Consider the following 21,372-nt stretch of genomic DNA (forward strand, 5'->3'; position numbering starts at 1 on the left):
ACTTTAAGCTGGATTACTTATCTGTGCCCTTCCGGAAGAGGCCTAACCCCTTCTTTTATCCTATTTCACATGTTATTATCTGCTATCCGCCGACTTTGGGCGCTCAGCCTGTGCATATTGCTTTCCTGGCCCGTGCTGGCTGATAAAGCACCGCCAGCCCCCATCAAGATTGGCACCGTAACGAAAGCTGATTTTGAAGCTTCTCCCGCCGGCACCGATAGCACGGCCACTCCCGCGGAATACCTCTGCGACTACGGCACCACCAAAATGATAGGCGGCAATGGGGCCTTTCAGGTGGTATTCGAGCGCACCGCCCGCCTCAAAATTCACCAGAAAGCGGGCTATGAGTATGCCACCGTCCGGGTTCAGCTGTACACAAAGGATGGCAAGGCCGAGCGACTAACCAACCTCAAAGGCTTCACCTACAATCTCCTCTAGAAATGGGAATGAGGAAAGTTGTTCCAACAGAGTAAGCACAGCTATTAAACATGCCTAAAGCTAGGTACAGGATCGAATCCTGCAATGGCATTAAATTCTAACAAATCACTTAACTATCTCATAAAGTGAATACAACGCATTTAATCAATAAATCTATTACAAGTATCTGCTCTTGAAAATGTGTTTAATCAACGTTTCTTCTCACTTTGCTATCAAATTCATATAATAATCTTAACATGAAAAAAACACTATTCACTCTTGCTGTTCTTTTAGGGGCTGTAACATTAAGCAATGCTCAAGTTTATCAGAGCGGCTACACAAAGAGTAATGGCACTTATGTGGAAGGCCATTACAAATCCACTCGAAATTCTACCAACACAGATAATTACTCAACACAGGGGAATACTAATCCATATTCAGGTTCAACCGGATATAAAGCACGTGACTATAGTCAAGATGCCTACAATTATGGTTCGGGAAAAAATGTCCAGACTGGCTCCCGTGGTGGACAGTATTACATAAATAGTAATAACAATAAGACTTATGTACCCAAACGGTCGACCACCACTTACCCATATTAAGTAGATTATTAACAAAAACGAACCTGACTATGTAAATATGACCGTTTTTGTTAATGATATTCTATCTACTGATGATTGCGGCCCTGCCCGACGGCATCTGCTCATGCCGCGCACGCGTTTTGCCCGCACTGAGTACCCAGGCTACGCAGAATTTCGACGTAAAATCAGTGCAGCCGATAAAGCACAGGTAGTACTCGTCAAGACGGAAAGCTAACCGGTAGCGGTTGGTTTAGGCCGCCATGCCCGATGACTTGCTTCCAGAGAATAAAGCCGCTATAGGCCACCTCTGCTCCCATTTCAGGAGTGAGGGTGGCCTACAGTTTTTCTGGTAGAAAGCTCCTTTTCCAGGTGCAGATAGGGCTAGCCGTCTACTAAACACTGGCAACCATCTGTAGGAAAGGCACCTCCGTAGAGTCGGGGCGAGGGTGCAGGCAAAAGTCCTTACCTTAGGCTAGCAGTCTGCCAGCTGCCTACACCTCCGATTCTCTGCCTCCGATTTTTATGGATATACTATCTACTCTGCTCCGGCGGGCTGGGAAACCTACGCTTGCCGGCAGCTTATTACTGGCAGCCATTGGGTTACCATTCGGCGCATCGGCCCAACGAGTGCTTTGGGCTGATGCGCAGGTTTCCGCGGCTGCTCGGCCAGCCACGCAACCCTTATCGCAATACCGGGCCGTGAGTTTCCAGCTGCCTGCCGTGCGAGAGGTGCTGGCCACTGCCCCTACGGAGAAAATTATGGCCGCCCGTGCTTCGGCCACGGTGGTTTCCCTACCGCTGCCCGATGGCACCTCTCAGCGCTTTCGGGTGGTGCAGGTGCCCGTGCTGGCGCCGGCCCTGGCGGCCCGCTACACCACCATCCGGACCTACATGGCGCAGGGTGTTGATGACCCAACGGCCACCGCCCGCCTCGATGTGAGCCCCGCTGGCTTTCACGCCATGATTCTGGCTTCCGACAAAACCGTTTACATAGACCCTACTGGCCTAGGCCAGGATACGCACCTGGTGTTTGAGCGCCGGGCCATGAACCGCGGAGCTTTCCCGTTTGTATGCGCTACACCTAGCGCCAAAGAGATGGGCGTTGTGGCCGCCCCAAGTGCCAACCAGACGACTCTTGCCAACGGCGCTACCCTGCGGACGTATCGCCTGGCCCTGGCCTGCACCGGTGAGTATGCCGCTTTTCATGGGGGCACCAAAGCCGGTGCACTGGCCGCCATGGTTGCTTCCATGAACCGCGTAAACGGCATTTACGAAAAGGAGCTAGCGGTACGGATGGTGCTGGTGGCCCAAACCGAGGACATCATCTTTCTGGACCCTGCCACCGACCCCTACACGAACAACGACGGGGAGGCCATGCTCAACCAGAACCAGGCCACGCTGGACGCCCGCATCGGCAATACCAACTACGATATTGGGCACGTATTCAGTACGGGCGGAGGTGGCATTGCGCAACGCCCAGCGGTATGTATTTCGGGCAAAGCGCGCGGCGTAACGGGCCTGAGTGCCCCCGTGAACGACGCATTCGATATTGATTACGTAGCCCACGAAATGGGTCATCAGTTTGGTGCCGACCACACCTTCAATAGCGTATCTGGCAGCTGTGGCGGCGGAACCCGGGCTCCTAGCTCGGCCTACGAGCCCGGCTCCGGTAACACCATCATGGCCTACGCCGGTATCTGTGGCAGCGACAACATCCAGCCCGTTTCCGACCCCTACTTTCATTCGCGCAGTATTGATCAGATTCTGGCGCACATTACGGGAGCCGGCAACTGCTCTGTGAATACCAGCACCGGCAACACGCCTCCCGCGGTAGATGCCGGCCGCAACTATGCCATTCCTATCAGCACACCCTTTGTGCTCACCGGCTCGGCCACCGATGCTAACGGTGATGCCCTTACCTACGCCTGGGAGCAGTTCAACCTTGGGCCCGGCGGTGCCGTCAATGCTCCCTCCGGCAATGCCCCCATCTTTCGGGAGTTTCTGCCTTCTCTTGTTCCGTCGCGCACTTTTCCTCGCCTGAGTGATTTGGTCAACAACACGCGTACGGTGGGCGAACTGCTGCCTACGTATGGCCGGCGCCTGGTTTTCCGGCTGGTGGCCCGCGACAACCGCGCAGGCGGCGGCGGAGTCGATTACGACTCGATGAACGTGGTGGTGGTCCCAACGGCCGGTCCTTTTGTCGTGACGCTGCCCAACACGCCCACCACCTGGCTGGCCACGGCGCCTCACCAAGTGAGCTGGGAAGTGGCGAATACTACGGCCGCGCCCATCAATGCGGCGGCGGTAGATATTCTGCTTTCTACCGATGGTGGCCTCACTTACCCGACCACGCTGCTGGCCAACACCCCCAACGATGGCGCCGAGACTGTAACGATACCGGCCAGTGTGGGCAACTCCAGCTCGGCCCGTATTCGGGTGCAGGCTTCGGGCGGAATCTTTTTTGATATTTCAGACCAGAATTTCACGATTCAGGTGCCTGCCGGGCCTGCCTTTTTCCTGAACCCAGGGGCCATTACTACTATTCCCTCGCTTTGCCCCGGCACCAGCTCCGGCAGCCAGGCGCTTACGGTTGGGGCACTGCAGGGCTTTAACGGCACCGCCACTTTGGGGGCCACCAATTTGCCGGCCGGAGTTACCATCTCGTTTGGCAGCTCTACCGTTGCCGTAGGCAGCGCCACCACGTACACCATCAATACCAGCTCAGCCACTCCGGCGGGCACCTACACGAGCACGCTCACAGGCACAAGTGGGGGCATTACCCAGAGCCAACAGATTCGCTTTACCGTATTACCGGCGGCCACCCAGACTGCCCTCATCACGGCTCCGGGTGCCGGCACCCGTACCACGCTACGGCCGCTATTCTCCTGGACTACCGTGGCAAATGCTGCCTCCTATGATGTTCAGGTAGCCACCGATGCCGGTTTTACTAACCTGGTTATCAACCTTACCGGCGTAACAGGCAGCTCCGTAACCGCGGGCAGTGAACTGCTACCGAACACCACCTATTATGTGCGGGTGCGGGGCGTGAGCATCTGTGGACCAGCCCCTTATTCGGTCACGACCATGTTCCAGACGGGCACGCAAGTCTGCCAGACATTTGTGGCCTCGCAAGTTCCGGTTGCTCTTTCGGCCACCAGCACGGCTAGCGTTACGTCGGCTATCAATGTAATTAGCTCAGAACGCGTTTCAGCCATCCGGATTCGTAACGTAACTATCGCACATCCCAACGTTGGCGAGCTGGAAATATCCCTAACCAACCCCGCCGGTACCCGCGTAGTGCTGTTTTCGGGCTTGTGCGCGGGTACAGCCAACCTGAATCTCTCCTTTGATGAAGCTGCCGCTACGGCTCTCACTTGTCCGCTCGTCAGTGGCGGTACCGTCCGGCCGGCTAATTCGCTCGGGCCGCTGCTGAACGGACCCGCCAATGGTAACTGGATACTGACCATTTCCGACAACGTGACCGGCAACGACGGCACCCTCACGGGCTGGGCGCTGGAACTTTGTACCCTGGCCGAGCCACCCGTAGCGCCCACCTCTCTCACCACGCTGGCACCAGTTCTCTTCAATAACGCCGCGAATATTGACCTGATCTGGCTGGATGGCTCCACCACCGAAACCGGGTTTGAAGTGGAGCGCTCTGCCAACGGCGGCACCTTCGACAGGATTGCCACTGTGGGGCCCAACATCTCTTTTTACACGGATCGGGTGAGTGCCAACAGCCAGTACTGCTACCGCGTGCGCGCCATCAACAGCAGCGGCAACTCCGACTACAGCAACGTGAGCTGCCAGACCGTTTCTACCATTACCGCCGTCCGAAATGCTGGTCTACTGCAAGGCACTGAGGTTTTCCCAAACCCCAGCAGCGGTGTGTTCGAGGTTAAGATTGATAATGCCCAGCAGGGATCTATTACACTTCGGGTGACGGATGCGCTGGGCCGCACGGTTTCCAGCCAAACCCTGAACAAAGGAGCTGCAGCAATTCAGCAAAAGGTTGATTTAAGCGGCCTAAGCACAGGCCTCTATACGCTGCACCTGGATATGCCCAAGGGCTCAACGGTGGTACGCCTGCTGAAGCAGTAAAGCAGTGGCCTACTGGCCTAGAGACACGGCGCCTTTCGCACAGGAGGCGCCGTGTCTGTTTTTTGCCTTTATCCGGCTTCAGTACGCATGGCGTGAGCCGCTGAAACCTGCGTCATATTCAAAGTGATGACCTTGTTAAAACCGGTAGCGGGCTTGCGCTTTTATCTCGGAACGACGGGGCCCGTCAATCTGCTCTAGGCCACTCCCGATGGTTTGCTGATGGCGGTAGTAGGTTTCGGCGTAGCGCACCCATAAAGTGAGGTGGCGGTTTACATCAACCTGGGCCAATAGATACGCTCTGGTGCCCCGGCCAGCCAGCACCGGCACAGAGAAAGCATACAGCACATCCTGCTCAAACACATACTGGCGCGTGTCATAATCATCGGTATCAAAAAGGGCGTAGCGGCCACTGAGGCGCAGCTTTCGATGCGGATGGATCGTCACATCCTGGGCCAGCACGTAGCCCTGGCGGCGCGGGCCCTGGTCTTCGCGGTATTGGGTGCCCTGCACGCGGGTTCGCAGGCTGATGATGGGCAGCGGGCTGGCATCGTAGAACAGCAGCAGGCTCCGCCGCTGAGTGGGCACGGGCAGCGGTACCAGGCGCAGGGTATCGGCATCGTAGGGCTTGGTGCGCTGCCGCAGCTGGGCATACAGCAAGCTGGTTTTGGTGGGGCTGAACGTGACGCGCACCAGCCAATCGTGCCCCTGCGAAGGCGCTCCAACCTGGTACTTCAGCCAGGGAAAGCGAAACTGATCATAATACGCCGACACCTCCCACCGGGAAACGGGCCTGAATTTCAAGCCCAAATACAGGCCGCTTTCGTTGATGTTGCGCGTGTTTTCGCTCATAGCGTTGCCATAAAGCGTATGAAAGTTGCGGGCATAGGAGCGGTATAGCGCCGACGCATCCAGGTTGGGGGCGAGGCTGGCCAGCAGGCCGTTCACGGTGCCCAGGCCACCGCTACTGCTGCGTGCCGTTTCGCCGAAGAGCAGCACATTGCGCCACACGTAGCTGTAATGGGCGCTCAGGGCCAGGTTATACTTCCCCTGAAACTCGAAGGCATTATACGGCTCGGCCCGGCGCTGCAACGGTGTACCGTAGAGGGTGTTTACGGCGGTGAGGCCCAGGGCCAGGTCGCCGCCGGAGCTGGCGTAACTGAGGTTTCCGCCAGCCACCGTCTCGCGCAGAGCCTGGCGGTTGGCCAGCTCAGAAGCCGTGCGATGAAAGCCCGTCAGTTGCAGACTGGAAGCCGCTTCATCAAACTCGGCCAACGAATCCTGTTGCTGCGCCAGGTTGGCATCTACCCGCTTGCGCGAAATGAACCCCGTAACCTGCACCGTTGGGCTGATGGCCGCGGTGGCCGCCGCGCCGCGGAAAAACGTGCTTTCCAGCACCGAAGAATAAGGTCGCACCCCCACCGAGCTGCGGCGCAACGTGGTTATCGTTTCGGCTCCTTTGCCCACAGATAGGCCAGACGACAGCAGCAAGCCTTGGCCAAATTGCAGCTGATAGTCGCCGAGGGCCAGGGTTTTGAGCCGGCCACGTTCCTGCAGCAGGAAATGCCCGGAGTAAAAATCGAGGCCATAACGCCGCGTAGCCGGACTCCAAGCCACCTGCTCGCCCGCATCTTTTTCGGCCGTAAAGCCCAGGCTGAAATCCCGTGTGCGGCTCACGCGGTAGCGCACCAGCAATTTGTCTGGGGAGCCCAGATAGCGCGTGGCGGGCCGGCCACCACGCACAGTATCGGGGGCAGCGTAGCCGCGCCGGGCTTGCAGGCCGCGCTCATAACGCAGAAACAAGGCGTTGTTGTCTTCTTGGCGGATGCGCTGCCACAGCGGTCCGCGCGTGGCGTTGGGGTCGGTGGTGTGCACGGCCACGAAGGGCGACACGCGGTAGATGGAGCGCAGATCGAAGCCCTCTATGCTCTGCAGCTCATAGAGGCTCAGCAGGTTGCCATTGCGCTGGCGGTGCTCCAGCAGGTGGGTTATCTGCGTTTCGGAAAGCAACAGCAAGCCCCGCAACTCCTCGCGGGTAGCGGTATTGAGGTTGAGAGGCGTCTGGTAGTACTGCAGCAGCGTTTCGTAGAGGTCCTCGTAGGGTACCTGGTCGCTCTGGATTTCGGCAAACAGCTCCTGAGTCAGCCGGTCGAGGTCGGGCACAGCGGGCCGCTGGAATTCCTGCGCTTGAAGTGGCCTGGCTGCCACCCATAACAGGCCTACAGCCAGACATGCCATATAAAAAGGCCTCATGGTTGCGCAGGCTTTTCCCATACGTAGGCCACACTCACCTGCTGGCTCAGGCCCAGTGCCTGGTGCCAGGCACCGGCATAATCCAGCTGAAGTGCGCCACTACGAAAGCCCACGCCGCCCGTGGTTTGATGCGTGAGGGCGGCTAGGCCACCTCGCAAAGCCAGCACCGGCAGTGGGCGGTACTCCAGCCCGGCCCGGAAGTCGGCGTCCTGCTCCACGTCCTTCTCAGTTTCAACCAATACCAGCACTTTATCGGAGGCACGCCACCCCAGCCCGGCACGCAGCACCGTGGGCACGCGCTCATCCTGATAAGGCGCCAGCCGAGCTTGGTTGAGGTTGTAGAGCGTGGCGCCAAAGGTGAGTTTGCGCGGAATGATATCAGCTTGCCCACCAAGCGAGGCAGCTACTGTGCGGCGGCTCCCCAATCCTTCCAGACTCACTTGCAGTATTTCCACCTTCCCTCCTACCCGCACCGTGCCCAACTGGTAGCCATAGGCCACTCCCACCGCCTGCTCCGAGTACAGCTTGCCGCCAAACCGCTGCGCCGTAACGCCTACTACTCCATAGCGCGGAGCCTCAGCGGCGGCTACACCAGCCGGCACACCTACTGCAGTGCCGGCAGTTGCCAGACGGTGGCCTAGCGGCACTGCGGCGCTTACCGAAGCCGTGTTCAGAGAGGGCAGCAAAAACCTATTCGCAGCGCCAAAACCGACGGTGGGTCGGGTCAGGCCACCCAGCGCCGCTACGTTGCCAGAAGCCGCCCAAACATCGTTTTCCAGTACGGTGCTGATGCGGCCCAGGGCCGCGGCGCGGGCGCCCCAACCTTCGGGGCCACTGCTTTGTGCGTGTACTTTTCCTAGGCCTGCTCCCAAGAGCAAACTCATCAATAAGTATAATTTCACCATCTATAATGAGCTATAATCAACTTTTCAACTTAAAATTATCTAGTATTCTACAACCTACCAAGTCTTTAGGCCAGCACATTTGAAAAAGCCCCGACAACGAAGGGTTGTCGGGGCTTTACTGTTTAAGAAATAGGCCTAGGCCAGTGCTACAGCATGGCGGCGTCTTTCTTGCGCTTGATTTTGGTTTTGCCGCCTTTGTCGGTTTTTACCTTCATCTTTTCCACGTCGCTCATGTCCACGGTAGAGGCAGCGGCGGCCGGGCCTACGCCGGGGTTTGGGCCGTTGTTGACGATGGTCATTTCATCCACGAGGCTCTTGGCACCGCCCAGCTTCTCGATACACCAGAGCACGTAGCGGATATCCACGTTGATGCAGCGCTTCAGCTCGGGGTCGTAGGCCAGGTCGCCGGTCATGGCCTCCCAGTTGCCATCAAAGGCAATGCCGATCAGCTCGCCGCGGCCATTGATAACGGGTGAGCCGGAGTTGCCGCCCGTGATGTCGTTGTCGGTGATGAATGCCACGGGCAGGTTGCCCTGCTTATCGGCGAAGCGGCCGTAATCCTTCATCTTCAGCAGTTCCAGCTCTTTCTTGGGCACCACAAACTCGGGGTTGGTGGCGTCTTCCTTTTCCAGGATACCCTGGGCGGTGGTTTTGTAGTCGTAGGCCACCGCGTCGCGGCCTTTGTAGGGGCGCACGGTACCGTAGCTCAACCGGATGGTAGAGTTGGCATCGGGCGAATACACTTTCTGGCTGTTCTTCTCGCGCAACGCCGCCACGTATTGGCGGTTGGCGCGGCCTAGACCAGCATTCAAGCCCTGCACCTTCGGCAGAATGTTCTGCACGTAGTCCGTGTACACCGACTGGTACGTCTTGAAGCCAGGATCAACCTCTAGCTTCGCCAGCGTGGGGTTGTTCAGGAAGGCATTCACTTTGGCCTCCGAGGTCAGGAAGGAGTTGCTGAACACGTAGTCGGCATACTTCTGCATGGAGCCGCCGTACTGCTTCTGCACCGTCTGGAACACGTCGGGCTGCTGGTCTTTGGGTACATCCTGCATGTAGAGGCCCATGAGCGCGGCAAACACTTTCTTGTCGGTAGGGGCGCTGTAGTCCTTGAAGTACTCGGCTACGGGCTCTTTCAGGTCGGCTACGGCTTTGCTGATGGCAGCCTTGTCGGTGGGCGTAGCTTTCAGGGTGCTGTAGAGCGGCATCATGCGGGCGGCCAGCGTCACGATTTCGGTGCCGAAAGCCGCTTCGTTCACGTACTGCGTGCTCAGGTTGTACTGCCGGATGCCGGCGTAGGCCTGGTTGATGGTGTTCAGGGCCTCGCCGTACTGTTGGGCGCGGCCCTGGTCCTGGGCAATCCACTGCATCAGGGAGTTTTCCTCGGCCTGCTTGGCCTGCACGGTTTTCAGACGCTTCATGCCTTCATTTTGGCCGATGAAATACTTCCAATAGTTGGCAATGCCGGCGTACTTGGAGGCATACTTCAGGCGCAGCGCGGCATCCTGGTCCATGTCTTCTTTCCAAAGCTTGAGGCGCGTATCGCGCAGCTTGATGCGGGCGGGGTTGGTCTGGTCGAGCGTGAGCTGTAGGCCAGCGGCAGGCAGAAAACGCTGGGTACGGCCGGGGAAACCGAACACCATCGCGAAGTCGCCTTCGCTCACGCCTTGCAGGCTCACGGGCAGATGCTTCTTGGGCACGTAGGGCACGTTATCAGCCTGAGGCTGGGCGGTAGGCTTGTTGTTTTTATCGGCGTAGACGCGGAACATCGAGAAGTCGCCGGTGTGGCGGGGCCACATCCAGTTGTCGGTGTCGCCGCCAAACTTGCCCACGGCTTCTGGTGGCGCGCCTACCAAGCGTACATCACCGAAGCGCTGGTACACGAATAGGTAGTACTCGTTGCCACCGAACATGTCGCGCACGTAGGCCACATACTGGCCGTTTTCCTTGGCAGCATCGGCCATTTCTTTCTGGCGCTTCTGCACGGTAGCCGTGCGTTCCTGCTCAGGCGTGGCGGGCGTAATGCCTTCCAGCACCTTGCCGGTCACGTCTTCCATGCGCACCAGAATATCCACGAACAGGCCAGGGTTGGTCTTTTCCTCCTGCGGGGTGGCCGCGAAGAAGCCGTTCTGCAGGATGTTGTTTTGGGGCGTGCTGTGGGTTTGCAGGGCATCGTAGCCGCAGTGGTGATTGGTCAGAAGCAGGCCTTGCTTGCTTACAAACTCGCCGGTGCAAAAGCCGCCGAGCTGCACTACCGCATCTTTCAGCGAGGCATTATTGACGTCATAAATTTCTTCGGCTGTGAGCTTGAGGCCTTTCTTTTGCATGTCGGCCTGGTTGAGCCGCTTCACGAAGAGTGGCAGCCACATGCCTTCATCGGCATGGGCTGCGAGGGGCAATAGCAGCGTCAGGAGCAGGACTTTCGCCCAATGGTTTTTGCGCATGAGTGGGTGGAATTAAGGAAGGAAAATGGTCCGGACCAGCCGGTGGGCGAATTTACAAAAAGCCTTCTATGCGGTAGTGGCCTAGCGCGCGAAGAGGTCAGCTTCCCTCCTTCTCTTTACTGTGTTGGCCGGCTAGGCCACCTCTTGCAATCTTTCGGCGCGGGTTGCAGTTATTTGCTGATATGTCGTACCTGTTTCGTCAGTTTCTGCTGAGCCTGCTGTGGGTGTACCGCCACCTGATTTCACCGCTTACGCCGGCCAGATGCCGCTATACGCCTACTTGCTCCGCCTACGCAGTGCAGGCCATTGAGAAGTATGGTTCCTGGCAGGGTGGGAAGCTGGCCTTGCGGCGCATTGGCCGGTGCCACCCTTGGGGCGGCCAGGGCTATGACCCTGTGCCATAAGAGCCGGACCGTTTAGCTTATCTGCTTACCCATTCTGCTTTCTATCCGTATAATGGGCATTCTGCTGCTGCTGTAGCCTCCGGGATACAGCAGCTTTGTTTTACGCATTCATCAGTTTCTTATGCGCGTTGTATTTTTTGCCGCCTTGTTTGCTGGCTCGCTGTTGAGCGGCAGTTGTTCAGAAGCCCGAACCGAAGACAAGCCCGAATCGAAGGAAAAAACTGGTAAGAAGAAGGGCAAAAAATCCAAAGCCAAAGCCGACATCGTGAACATGAACCAAGTCGGCACGCTCGACCAAGTACCGGAAAGCTCTGGCCTAGCGCTATCGGGCCAACCGGGTTCCTTCTACACCCACGGCGACGACGGCAATCAGCCCATTCTGTATAAAGTAGATGATAAGGGCAAGCTGCTGGAAGAGATTCCGGTGCAGACCAAGAGCAACGACTGGGAAAGCATCACACGCGACAACAGCGGCAACCTCTACATTGGCGACGTGGGCAACAACAACAATGACCGCCAGAATCTGGTGATTCATCGCCTGCGCCCCGAGGCCCCCAACAAGGTTGATGACATCAGGCTCAAGTATCCTGATCAGAAGGCTTTCCCGCCAAGCAAAAAGGAGCGCAACTTCGACTGCGAGGCCACCTTGTGGCACAACGGCCAAATTTACCTGTTCACGAAAGATCGGGCTCTGGAAAGCACCAGCAAGGTGTACACCGTACCCGATAGGCCCGGCTCCTACACCGCCAAGCTGCTGACCAAGCTCGCTATTCCGGGCCAGGTAACGGACGCCGCACTAAGTCCCGATGGCCGCCGCTTGGTGTTGCTGGCTCGTCAGGAAATGTTTGTGCTGCAGGGCGCCAACCTTGCGGAGCTGCTGAAAGCTACGCCAGAGCGCATATCCTTAGCGGGTGCTGGCCAAACGGAAGGCGCTGTTTTCACCGACAACAACACGCTCTATATCAGCAGCGAACAAGGCTCTCTCTACGAATACGAGTTCTAAAGGCTATTTTAGTGCTAGCAGGGCCTACTCACGGCAGACACGCTCTCGGACGATTTTGGCCGGTTGCGTGTTAAGCTGTGGATAGGCCCTGTTCTTTTCCTAAGTTTGGCTTCTGATTCGAAACCCGGCGCGGCCTTCCCCTACTCCGCGTCATCATCCCCCAGCAAATGGCTGAACAATCCACTCTTACTGGCCTACGCGCCGGTGTGCTGCACGGCGACGAAGTGCAGCAGCTCTTCGAATACGCTAAGGCAAACCACTTTGCCCTGCCCGCCGTGAACGTAACCGGCACCGACACCGTGAACGGTGTGCTGGAAGCGGCTCGCGAGCTGAATTCGCCCGTTATCATTCAGTTCTCGAATGGTGGCGCCCAGTTCTTCGCTGGCAAAGCTCTCCCGAACGATAAGCAGCAGGCCAGCATTGCCGGCGGCATCTCGGGCGCCCAACACGTACACCTGATGGCAGAGGCGTATGGCGTGCCCGTGATTCTGCACACCGACCATGCCGCCAAGAAGCTCCTTCCGTGGATTGACGGTTTGCTGGAAGCTGGTGAGAAGCACTTCGCCCAGTACGGCCAGCCCCTGTACAGCTCACACATGCTGGACCTTTCGGAAGAGCCGATTGAGGAGAACATCGAAATCTGCAAGGAGTACCTGAAGCGGATGGATAAGATGGGTATGACGCTGGAAATTGAGCTGGGCGTAACCGGCGGCGAGGAAGACGGCGTGGACAACTCCGATGTAGATTCCAGCAAGCTCTACACCCAGCCCTCAGAGGTGGCCTACGCCTACGAGGAGCTGAGCAAAATCAGCCCGCGCTTCACCATTGCGGCCGCTTTCGGCAACGTGCACGGTGTGTACAAGCCCGGCAACGTGAAACTGCAGCCCGTAATCCTGAAGAACTCGCAGGATTTCGTGAAGGAGAAGTTCAACCTGCAGGATGAGCGCCCCATCAACTTCGTGTTCCACGGCGGCTCCGGCTCTTCGCAGGAGGAAATCCGCGAGGCTATCAGCTACGGCGCCATCAAGATGAACATTGACACTGACCTGCAGTGGGCGTTCTGGGATGGTATCAAGAACTACTATCAGAAGAACGAAGGCTTCCTGCAGAGCCAGATCGGCAACCCCAACGGCGAAGACTCGCCAAACAAGAAATACTACGACCCGCGCGTGTGGCTGCGCGAAGGCGAAAAGACCTTCGTAGCTCGCCTGAAATCGGCTTTCGAAGACCTCAATGCCGTGGGCAAGCGCCCCTAAGTGGCCTAGGTTTCTATAGAAAAAAGGCCCCGCGCTCAATTGAGCGCGGGGCCTTTTTGTGTCTATTTAAAGCACGTCAAAAAAGAACGTCATGCTGAGCGCAGTCGAAGCATCTCTACCGCTTCGTTGTATAGGCCTAGGCCAATGAGTTAGCCAGAGGTAGAGATGCTTCGACTGCGCTCAGCATGACGTTCCATGTTAATCACTAGCAGATAGATACTGGCCTAGCGAGTCGTAACGGCTCCTTTGGCTTCTTCCTCGCCTAAGTCACGCGGGGCGTAGCCGTAGGGATTGTTGGGGTTCTTGCCGGCACGCAGGAAGAAATATAGACCGATGAAAATGAGCGGAACGCTGAGCCACTGGCCCATATTCAGCGCCATACCTTTCTCGAAGGCCACTTGGTCTTCCTTCAGGAATTCGATCAGGAAGCGGAACGAGAACAGCAGCACTACAAACAGACCGAACAGTTGGCCGCGCGGGGTGCGCTCCTTGGTACGGTTCCACATGCTATAGAGCAGCACAAACAGGAACACACAGAACAACGACTCATAAATCTGGGTGGGGTGGCGCGGCACGGCTATTTCGGAGCCGGCCGTTACGCTGGTACCTACGGGCTGCGCATCTACTTTTACGGTGCCATCGGCCTGGCGGGTGCGCTGCACTTGGTAGGAACCGGCGGGCACGGGCTGGTCGGGGCTGTAGGGCTGCAGGTGCTCTACATCGCGGGGGAATACGAAGGCCCAGGGCTTGTCGGTGGGGTGGCCTACAATCTCCGAGTTCATCAGGTTACCCATCCGGATGAGGGCGCCACCCACGGCTACTACCAACACAATGCGGTCGAGGGTCCAGAGCACATCAAACTTGTTGTTGCGGCTAAACAGCCACACCGCGAAGATGATACCAATGGTAGCACCGTGGCTGGCGAGGCCACCGTGCCAGATCTTCAGGATTTCCCAGGGCTGGTCTTTGTAGGAAGCCCAATCGTAGAAGAACACGTGGCCTAGCCGCGCGCCCAGCACCGTACCGATTAGTACATAGATGGTAATGACATCAACCCACCGCGGCGAAGTGCGCTCCGACTTGTATATGTGAGACAGAATAAACGTCCCGACCACGAAGCCCGACATGAATAGTAACCCGTACCAACGCAAGGTTAGTGGCCCAATGGTAGTGATGTCCGGATCAGGGCTCCAGAGGATGGCACTCAGTATGGTGCTTAAAAAGCTCATAAGCAGAAAGAGGAAGAATATAGGGTCGAAAGTACGGAAACGGTTTTAGCTGCGCCTACAGTGTTATATGAAGGCAAGCGTGGAATTTGGCAAGTGGCCTAGCAGCAGGCGGGTAACATGCTTACCGACCTTCAGAATAGACTTGGTAGTGGTTGGCCGGCTCCACTGAGCGCTCTGCGGCACCGTCGCCGCTAAGCATCAGAATGATGCCCAGCATAACGGCGTAGCTAGGCCAGCGCAGCCAAAGAGGCAGCAGTTGGGGCCCCTTTGCTTCCTCACCCACGAGCCGGGCGCGTACCCGACTGTAGAAAAAAGGCCGGGGTTGGGCATCTGGCTGCGTGCGCCATTGGTGCAGCAGGTTTTCCCATTCTTCGTCGGCCGTAGGGCGTGTGGCTGAATCAGGCATGATGCGGAGGCAGTGAAAGATGATGGCGAAGGGTTTTGCGGGCGCGGAACAGCAGAGACTCTACGGCTGGCACAGTGGTTTTGAGGACCGCTGCAATTTCCTCGTAGCTCAATTCCTGCTCGTGGCGCAATGTAAAGGCCACCTGTTGCTGGCCGGGTAACCGGGCGATATGCGCGCGCAACAGCTCCACTTGCTGCTGCCCTTCCAGTTGGGCCTGCGGGTGTGCATAGTCTGGTGGCTCGTGCAACACTTGGTTGTTAAAACCCAGCAGGCTGGTGAAATAGGCAAACCGCTTCTGGGCTCGGGCTCGCTGCTGGTGTTTTAGGGCCCGCGAAGTAGCCAACCGATACAGCCACGTGCTAAGTGCAGCCTCACCCCGAAACCGGCCAATGGTTTGGTAGACTTCCACAAATACTTCCTGTGCCACGTCTTCGGCATCTTCCGGCGACCGTAGCAGAGCTAATACGGTACGGAAAATACGATTCTGATATTGTTCTACCAGCATCCGAAACGCCTCCTCGCTTCCCTGCTGCAGTTGTGCCACCATCTCGGCATCGGCAGAAGTAGGAAGTTGTGGTGCAATGGGCAGGACGCTGTGAGCAGCAGGAAGCGAAAGTGTATACACCAGTGAAGCGAGAACTGAAAAGATAGAGACGACAACCTGCTCAGCGCCCGTCCTTTCCCGCGACTACTGAGGTTACCTCTGCTTAGGCCAAATTAACGCAGAATACTTGCGCATAGCATTTCATATTTTTCATATCCATATGATCATCAGTCATATGGATATGAAAAATATGAAATGCTACTTACTAAAGCGTAGCCGCACTCTATCAACCACCTACAACCCGTTCAGCTCCTCGGTGTAGCCGCCGCTCAGAATGGGGAAACGGAGCCAAGAGCGTGGGTCCACGTTGTAGTCGTCGAGGTGGAAGGCCGGAGCAAACCGCTCGCGCTTCCACTGGTTGCGGCTCCAGAGGCTGTAGAAGCGTTTTATGTAGGTTTTCAGCAGCTCTGGGTCAGTGGCCGATTCTTCCTCTTTAAGTACATTGAATACTTGGCGTGGGCTAAGGCGGTCATAAAACGCCAGCCGCTCGATGCGGTTCAGAAGCGGATATGGCATTAGGTCGCGCTCATCGGTCTGCTTATCCTCCAAGGGACGAAGCTCGGCGGTGGGTTGCAGGGCATTCACGTGGCGCAAGGCTGGGTAATTCAAGGCCGTCTCGGCCCAGCGCAGCCAGTCTTTCACGAAGGCCTTATCTACGCCCGCAATGGGTGAGATGGAGCCGGCTGTGTCGCCATCCATAGTGCAATAGCCGACGCTGGCTTCTGAGCGGTTGGATGTGGTAATGAGCAGTGCATTCTGAATGTTGGCCAGCATCCAGATGGCAGGGGCCCGCACCCGTGCCTGGATATTTTGGAGCGTCAAATCGTCCGTCTTCCAGGTGAGCTCCCGGCCGATGGCGTGCTCAATTTTGCCCACGTAGCCAGTTACTTCGGCGTCAATAGTCCAGTTATAGAACACCGCCCCAATAGAATCGGCCAATTCCTTAGCAGAGTTCAAGGTGTCGTCGGAAGAGTTGACGGTGCCCTGATACGCGCACGTCAGCAGGCGGCGCGTGAGTTGTTGGTTTATGCTGGCTTGCTCCTGGCCTGGGGCAGAGTGCGAGGCATCCTTGGGGCCCGGCGCGTTATGGTCGGGCACCGGCGCTACCGGACCAGCCAGCTGTTCAATGTCCTCGGTGGTAAAGCAGCCAGCGCGGCGCATGAACTCGGCAGTGCCCAGCTCGGCGGTGCCCAGGCGTACCAGTTCGGCCACCGCTACGGCGCACATCACGGAGTCGGCACCACCGCTCAGACTCAGCACAAAGCCGCGGCTACGCGCCTTGCGCAGGTAGTCAAACAGAGCCAAGCTTAGCGCCTGGTTCAGCTCCCGGTATTCGTCGGGGGCTGGCAGAGGCCGAATTTCCTCGGCACGCACCTGCTCTATGGAAAAATCTACGTCTACGCACTCCATGTCTACTTCCTTGAAGCTCATGAGCTGGTTGCGCAGCAGTAAGTGTCCGTTGCGGGCCACCAGAATCTCACCGTCGTATATAATGCGACCCGATTCGTTGCCGAGCAGGTTGGCGTAGAGGTACGTGCAGTCGAAGTTACGGGAAGCGTTCAGGACCAACTTATAGCGCAGGTCCGTCTTGCTCATCGCAAAGTGGCTGGCTGAGGGGTTCACAATCAGATCCACTCGGCCTTTGAGCCGGCAAGCGGGCCGTACATCATCGGGCCGCCAAGCGTCCTCACAAATCTCAAAGCCAAACTTTACGCCCTTGTGCTCAAAAATCATGTCGCCCAAGGTCCACTCCTCCCCTTCCCATTGCACCGTAGTGGTTTCGCCAGCGGGCCACGGATAAAAGAAGCGCGGCTCGTAATGCACACCATCATTGGCCAAGAATTGCTTCGCCGCGAAACCCAGAATCTGCCCATCGCGCAGTACAGCGGCTGTGTTGTAGGTTCGGTGGCCTAAGCGCACCGGCAGGCCTACTACCACGCAGATGCCTTCGGTCCAGGGGCGCACCTGCTGCAGATGCTCCAGCGCCGACTCAGGCAGCCAGTCGCTTAGGAACAGGTCTTCACACCCGTAGCCTGTGAGGCAGAGTTCCGGCAAACACAGCAGCTCTACGCCGGCCGCTTTGGCCTGTTCTATAGCTTCGCGGATAGTCCGCAGGTTATGGGTCCAGTCGAAAGGTATCTGGTTGAGGGCGGCGCCGGCAATTCTCATAGGTCGGAAAGGAATTTCGTTCTGCAAAACAACTCCATTTCGTCAGTTCAGGTTGCCCCCGCTGAATCAATTCATGTCTGACGTCTCTTTTTGCTTGACGGATAACCCTATTCCAACTTCATATTCGATAGGACTCAGATCAAGGCGTTGCAACTCCTTGATTAATTCAACAGCAGCTTCTACTATACACTGAGAGTTTGGTCTGTAAAACCTACCAATGAATACCTTGTTTTCTGCATACACTGGCTTTAGTAACCAGTCTTCTTGCCACCGAAACAACTTGCTTTGGTCTAATTTATAGTCCACCTGATGTTTAATAGCAGCTGTATCCCGGCTGCCCGGCTCGAAGAACACCCGTACTCTATAATGTGGCAGCTGGCTCCAGCCTGTTATCCAGTTAAAAGATATTTCAACTGAATAGTTATTTACTAGGCCTATAAAAGCGGGTATTATGGTATCCGGTCTATCCTCGTGTCCGGTATAAGCCTCATCTATAATCTGAAAACCGAGCTGCTTTAAGCCCAAAAAAGGCTCTCGCTGTTGCAAGAACCTTTTGTCGCGAGAGCTACTAAATCTATTATGGCACCATCTCACCAACAGCATAAAGAGTAACGCAGCCAGGAATGACAGAAGAAACACCATAAAATAGTGGCCTAGACGCCTAGCACTTCCAGCGCCCGCTCAGCAGCCAGCTGTTCTGCCTGCTTTTTCGAGAGACCCATGCCCGTAGCTACTGGGTTTTCATCCACAACCACTGTAGCCGAAAACTCCATTACGCCACCTGGCCTAGGCTCGCCTGTGAGGTCGTAGCGCATGTTCTTGCCATTGCGTTGCGCCCACTCAATCAGTTTGCTCTTGAAGTTGGTCGTCGTAGTCGTCATTGATTTCACATCGACGAACGGCTTAATCAACCGACTCAGCACAAACTTGCGCGACGTTTTGTAGCCGTGGTCTAGGTAGATAGCCCCTACCAGCGCTTCCAACGCATTGCCGTTCACCGAGCGCGAGCGCGCTGCACGGCCTTGTGCCGGATCAAGCTGCACGAGCTTATCTAGTCCTAGTTTCAGCGCCAGGGCATTCAGACTTTCGCGGTTTACAATGCGGCTGCGCATCTCCGTCAGGAAGCCTTCCTGTTCGTACGGAAACTTGCGAAATAGATACTCCGCTACCACCGTGCCCAGCACCGCATCGCCGAGAAACTCCAGCCGTTCGTTGCTCTGGTGACGCCCATTTTCCGGCTGCTGCCGAATGATGGAGGAGTGCGTAAATGCCAGATGATACAGCCGGATGTTATCGGGCGTGCTACCCGTAACCGTGGCAATAGCCTGCCGAAAGGCCCGGTCATGGCCCAGTATTCGGCGAAAAAAGCCGAACAACGGAAGGGGCTGACCGGGCCTTGGCATTAGCTACGGATTTTACGGAAAATGACGGACGTATTGTGGCCGCCGAAACCGAACGTGTTGCTCATGGCCACATTCACCTCGCGGGCCTGGGCCTTATTGAATGTGAAGTTCAGCTTCGGGTCGAGCTCTGGATCATCGGTGAAATGGTTTATGGTCGGCGGAATCAGGTCGTGCTGCATAGCCAGGAGGCAGGCAACCGCCTCAATGGCACCAGCACCACCCAACAAGTGGCCCGTCATGCTCTTGGTAGAGCTGATGTTCAGGTTGTAGGCCTCTTCGCCAAACACCTTCTGAATGGCCTTCACCTCTGCCCCATCGCCCAGCGGAGTGCTGGTGCCGTGGGTGTTGATGTAGTCCACATCGGAGGGCGAAATACCGGCATCGCGGAGGGCATTCTGCATCACGAGTACCACGCCATTGCCCTCGGGGTCGGGGGCCGTGATGTGGTACGCATCTGCTGACATACCGCCGCCGATTAGCTCAGCATAGATTTTCGCGCCGCGGGCTTTGGCATGCTCATACTCTTCCAGTACAAGCGCACCAGCACCTTCGCCCAGCACGAAGCCATCCCGCTCCTTGTCATAGGGGCGCGAAGCAAGTTCCGGCGAGTCATTCCGCTCGCTCATGGCCTTCAAGGCATTGAAACCACCCACACCAGACTCGGTGATGGCGGCCTCAGAACCGCCCGTTACCATCACATCAGCCATGTTCAACCGGATGTAGTTGAAGGCCGAAATGATGGAGTCGGAAGAAGACGCACACGCGGAGGTCGTCACGAAGTTCGGACCACGGAATTTGTGCTTGATGGAAATATTGCCCGATGCGCTGTCGGCAATCATCTTCGGAATGAAGAAAGGATTGAAGCGAGGCGTGCCGTCGCCGTTGGCGAAAGCAATACACTCGGCTTGCAGCGAAGTAAGGCCTCCGATGCCGGAGCCCCAGATAACGCCCACGCGGTCTTTGTCCACTCCTTCCAGGTTGGCGTCCTGAATGGCCTCATCGGCGGCAATCAGGCCAAACTGGGTGAAGATGTCCATTTTCCGGCCTTCTTTCCGTTCGAAGTAATCGTCCGGATTGTAGTCCTTCACCTCACAGGCAAAGCGAGTCTTGAACTTGGTGGCATCGAAACGGGTGATGGGCGCGGCGCCACTAACGCCGGCCTTCAGGCCCTCCCAATAAGCGGGGGCAGTTTTGCCGATCGGGGTAATAGCACCCAGGCCGGTCACGACAACTCTCCGAAGAGACATAGGCTGGCTCAGAGAAGCGAAAGAAAGGAAAAGTAAGAAAGCAAAACGGCCGGCGGCTAGCCGGCCGGTAAGCACTTAAAGGGTAAAGAGCTTGCCGCGGATTACTTGGCGTGCTCTTCGAGGTAGCTGATAGCCTGGCCTACGGTGCCAATGTTCTCGGCTTGGTCGTCTGGAATCGACACGTTGAATTCTTTTTCAAATTCCATGATCAGCTCGACAGTGTCCAGCGAGTCAGCACCCAGATCGTTGGTGAAGCTAGCCTCGGGAGTAACTTCAGATGCTTCTACGCCAAGTTTATCGATGATGATGGCTTTTACTTTTTCTGCAATTTCAGACATTTCCGTGGGGGTTTAAGGAAAACTCGGCACAAATAACACCATCTTCCCTAACATTGTCAAACTTCACGCCTCTAATCTTCTAGGTGCAAGATTATGGCCGAAGAGGTTCCTTCTGGGTTTCCACCTGCTTAAATTTGCCTTCTCTTCCTCCTTTTGTGCCTCATGAAAACACTCACGCTCGACGTTGAATACGACTGCGACTTCGACCTGTTTGGGCTCGTTTCTTCCTCGCGAGAGCACACGCTGGCCTGGACGCTCAACCGCCTCCTGCACCTGCGCTTGGTGAAACAGCAAGATCTGATCTATGATCTGCTCACGCGGGGCCGGTTGGTCATCAGCAATTATATGCACGCCACGGAGCACTTCACACTGCGCCTGTTGCGCAACCGTTCCGTCGATCCTTCGCCCCTGAAGAAGCCTTTCCTGGCTCCCGATATTAAAGAGTACGACTACTTGTTGCAGGTAAGCAATGGCAGTGGCCCCTTGGCGGCAGAGGCACTTCTCTCCTGCCTAACGGCTTTGCCGGAAGTGCAGCTGGTCAGTCAGTTTGACCCAAATGACTTAAAATTCAAAGAAAATCTGCTCTTTTGAGCAGTAAAACCGTTGTCATCCTTC

At 56.7% G+C, this 21,372-nt stretch carries 18 protein-coding genes; 8 read left to right on the forward strand and 10 right to left on the reverse strand.

What is annotated here, in order from left to right:
* Positions 1-69: 69 nt before the first annotated feature.
* From CFT68_RS10365 to CFT68_RS10375, 4 genes are all read left to right on the forward strand, one after another.
* Positions 70-438, forward strand: coding sequence for a hypothetical protein (locus tag CFT68_RS10365; RefSeq protein ID WP_141106513.1), 369 nt, complete (start codon positions 70-72; stop codon positions 436-438).
* 236 nt (positions 439-674) lie between these two features.
* Complete coding sequence (locus CFT68_RS21955; protein ID WP_212590384.1) at positions 675-1,019, forward strand: hypothetical protein; 345 nt, start codon at positions 675-677, stop codon at positions 1,017-1,019.
* 37 nt (positions 1,020-1,056) lie between these two features.
* Positions 1,057-1,233 carry a hypothetical protein gene (locus CFT68_RS21805; protein ID WP_170934762.1) on the forward strand — a complete coding sequence of 59 codons (177 nt, stop codon included), beginning with the start codon at positions 1,057-1,059 and terminating at the stop codon, positions 1,231-1,233.
* Between the two features lie 287 nt (positions 1,234-1,520).
* Positions 1,521-5,099 carry a reprolysin-like metallopeptidase gene (locus tag CFT68_RS10375; protein WP_088843348.1) on the forward strand — a complete coding sequence of 1,193 codons (3,579 nt, stop codon included), beginning with the start codon at positions 1,521-1,523 and terminating at the stop codon, positions 5,097-5,099.
* A gap of 135 nt (positions 5,100-5,234) precedes the next feature.
* On the opposite strand, the gene CFT68_RS10380 is transcribed toward CFT68_RS10375, so the two are convergent.
* The 3 genes from CFT68_RS10380 to CFT68_RS10390 form a co-directional block, all read right to left on the reverse strand.
* Entirely contained in the window at positions 5,235-7,349 is a 2,115-nt protein-coding gene (locus tag CFT68_RS10380) for a helix-hairpin-helix domain-containing protein (protein WP_245815339.1), read from the reverse strand.
* Entirely contained in the window at positions 7,346-8,233 is an 888-nt protein-coding gene (locus CFT68_RS10385; protein ID WP_141106514.1) for a PorV/PorQ family protein, read from the reverse strand. The genes CFT68_RS10380 and CFT68_RS10385 overlap by 4 nt, the downstream gene beginning before the upstream one ends.
* A 167-nt stretch (positions 8,234-8,400) precedes the next feature.
* Positions 8,401-10,698, reverse strand: a complete 2,298-nt coding sequence (locus tag CFT68_RS10390) for a S46 family peptidase (protein ID WP_088843351.1) — start codon at positions 10,696-10,698, stop codon at positions 8,401-8,403.
* 182 nt (positions 10,699-10,880) lie between these two features.
* Here CFT68_RS10390 and yidD point away from each other — a divergent pair, with 182 nt between their 5' ends.
* The 3 genes from yidD to fbaA all read left to right on the forward strand — a co-directional run bounded on the left by yidD (position 10,881) and on the right by fbaA (position 13,361).
* Positions 10,881-11,102 carry a membrane protein insertion efficiency factor YidD gene (gene yidD, locus CFT68_RS10395; RefSeq protein ID WP_088843352.1) on the forward strand — a complete coding sequence of 74 codons (222 nt, stop codon included), beginning with the start codon at positions 10,881-10,883 and terminating at the stop codon, positions 11,100-11,102.
* A gap of 121 nt (positions 11,103-11,223) precedes the next feature.
* Positions 11,224-12,105, forward strand: a complete 882-nt coding sequence (locus CFT68_RS10400) for an SdiA-regulated/phytase-like domain-containing protein (RefSeq protein WP_088843353.1) — start codon at positions 11,224-11,226, stop codon at positions 12,103-12,105.
* Between the two features lie 167 nt (positions 12,106-12,272).
* Complete coding sequence (gene fbaA / locus CFT68_RS10405; protein WP_088843354.1) at positions 12,273-13,361, forward strand: class II fructose-bisphosphate aldolase; 1,089 nt, start codon at positions 12,273-12,275, stop codon at positions 13,359-13,361.
* Positions 13,362-13,585: 224 nt separating this feature from the next.
* On the opposite strand, the gene lgt is transcribed toward fbaA, so the two are convergent.
* The 7 genes from lgt to CFT68_RS10445 all read right to left on the reverse strand — a co-directional run bounded on the left by lgt (position 13,586) and on the right by CFT68_RS10445 (position 20,757).
* Positions 13,586-14,590: a prolipoprotein diacylglyceryl transferase gene (gene lgt, locus CFT68_RS10410; protein ID WP_245815340.1), complete on the reverse strand. Its 1,005-nt coding sequence runs from the start codon at positions 14,588-14,590 to the stop codon at positions 13,586-13,588.
* 121 nt (positions 14,591-14,711) lie between these two features.
* Entirely contained in the window at positions 14,712-14,996 is a 285-nt protein-coding gene (locus CFT68_RS10415) for a hypothetical protein (RefSeq protein ID WP_088843355.1), read from the reverse strand.
* Complete coding sequence (locus CFT68_RS10420; protein ID WP_245815341.1) at positions 14,989-15,621, reverse strand: RNA polymerase sigma factor; 633 nt, start codon at positions 15,619-15,621, stop codon at positions 14,989-14,991. The genes CFT68_RS10415 and CFT68_RS10420 overlap by 8 nt, the downstream gene beginning before the upstream one ends.
* A gap of 213 nt (positions 15,622-15,834) precedes the next feature.
* The gene (nadE, locus tag CFT68_RS10425) at positions 15,835-17,769 is read right to left on the reverse strand and encodes an NAD(+) synthase (RefSeq protein WP_088843357.1); all 1,935 of its coding nucleotides are present in this window, start codon (positions 17,767-17,769) and stop codon (positions 15,835-15,837) included.
* A 653-nt stretch (positions 17,770-18,422) separates the two neighbouring features.
* Positions 18,423-19,145 carry a ribonuclease III gene (gene rnc, locus CFT68_RS10435; RefSeq protein ID WP_245815342.1) on the reverse strand — a complete coding sequence of 241 codons (723 nt, stop codon included), beginning with the start codon at positions 19,143-19,145 and terminating at the stop codon, positions 18,423-18,425.
* A 26-nt stretch (positions 19,146-19,171) separates the two neighbouring features.
* Positions 19,172-20,419: a beta-ketoacyl-ACP synthase II gene (gene fabF / locus CFT68_RS10440; RefSeq protein ID WP_088843756.1), complete on the reverse strand. Its 1,248-nt coding sequence runs from the start codon at positions 20,417-20,419 to the stop codon at positions 19,172-19,174.
* Positions 20,420-20,520: 101 nt separating this feature from the next.
* Positions 20,521-20,757 (reverse strand): acyl carrier protein, encoded by a 237-nt coding sequence (locus CFT68_RS10445; protein WP_019948606.1) that lies wholly within the window; start codon positions 20,755-20,757, stop codon positions 20,521-20,523.
* Between the two features lie 162 nt (positions 20,758-20,919).
* Here CFT68_RS10445 and CFT68_RS10450 point away from each other — a divergent pair, with 162 nt between their 5' ends.
* Positions 20,920-21,348, forward strand: coding sequence for an IPExxxVDY family protein (locus CFT68_RS10450; RefSeq protein WP_088843360.1), 429 nt, complete (start codon positions 20,920-20,922; stop codon positions 21,346-21,348).
* Positions 21,349-21,372 lie beyond the last annotated feature (24 nt).

This window comes from Hymenobacter gelipurpurascens (assembly GCF_900187375.1).
Lineage (GTDB): Bacteria > Bacteroidota > Bacteroidia > Cytophagales > Hymenobacteraceae > Hymenobacter > Hymenobacter gelipurpurascens.

Bases quoted from the DNA above. Each gene is read 5' to 3' on its own strand.
- CFT68_RS10365 (WP_141106513.1), top strand. From the start codon at position 70: ATGTTATTATCTGCTATCCGCCGACTTTGGGCGCTCAGCCTGTGCATA.
- CFT68_RS21955 (WP_212590384.1), top strand. From the start codon at position 675: ATGAAAAAAACACTATTCACTCTTGCTGTTCTTTTAGGGGCTGTAACA.
- CFT68_RS21805 (WP_170934762.1), top strand. From the start codon at position 1,057: ATGACCGTTTTTGTTAATGATATTCTATCTACTGATGATTGCGGCCCT.
- CFT68_RS10375 (WP_088843348.1), top strand. From the start codon at position 1,521: ATGGATATACTATCTACTCTGCTCCGGCGGGCTGGGAAACCTACGCTT.
- CFT68_RS10380 (WP_245815339.1), bottom strand. From the start codon at position 7,349: ATGAGGCCTTTTTATATGGCATGTCTGGCTGTAGGCCTGTTATGGGTG.
- CFT68_RS10385 (WP_141106514.1), bottom strand. From the start codon at position 8,233: ATGAGTTTGCTCTTGGGAGCAGGCCTAGGAAAAGTACACGCACAAAGC.
- CFT68_RS10390 (WP_088843351.1), bottom strand. From the start codon at position 10,698: ATGCGCAAAAACCATTGGGCGAAAGTCCTGCTCCTGACGCTGCTATTG.
- yidD (WP_088843352.1), top strand. From the start codon at position 10,881: ATGTCGTACCTGTTTCGTCAGTTTCTGCTGAGCCTGCTGTGGGTGTAC.
- CFT68_RS10400 (WP_088843353.1), top strand. From the start codon at position 11,224: ATGCGCGTTGTATTTTTTGCCGCCTTGTTTGCTGGCTCGCTGTTGAGC.
- fbaA (WP_088843354.1), top strand. From the start codon at position 12,273: ATGGCTGAACAATCCACTCTTACTGGCCTACGCGCCGGTGTGCTGCAC.
- lgt (WP_245815340.1), bottom strand. From the start codon at position 14,590: ATGAGCTTTTTAAGCACCATACTGAGTGCCATCCTCTGGAGCCCTGAT.
- CFT68_RS10415 (WP_088843355.1), bottom strand. From the start codon at position 14,996: ATGCCTGATTCAGCCACACGCCCTACGGCCGACGAAGAATGGGAAAAC.
- nadE (WP_088843357.1), bottom strand. From the start codon at position 17,769: ATGAGAATTGCCGGCGCCGCCCTCAACCAGATACCTTTCGACTGGACC.
- fabF (WP_088843756.1), bottom strand. From the start codon at position 20,419: ATGTCTCTTCGGAGAGTTGTCGTGACCGGCCTGGGTGCTATTACCCCG.
- CFT68_RS10445 (WP_019948606.1), bottom strand. From the start codon at position 20,757: ATGTCTGAAATTGCAGAAAAAGTAAAAGCCATCATCATCGATAAACTT.
- CFT68_RS10450 (WP_088843360.1), top strand. From the start codon at position 20,920: ATGAAAACACTCACGCTCGACGTTGAATACGACTGCGACTTCGACCTG.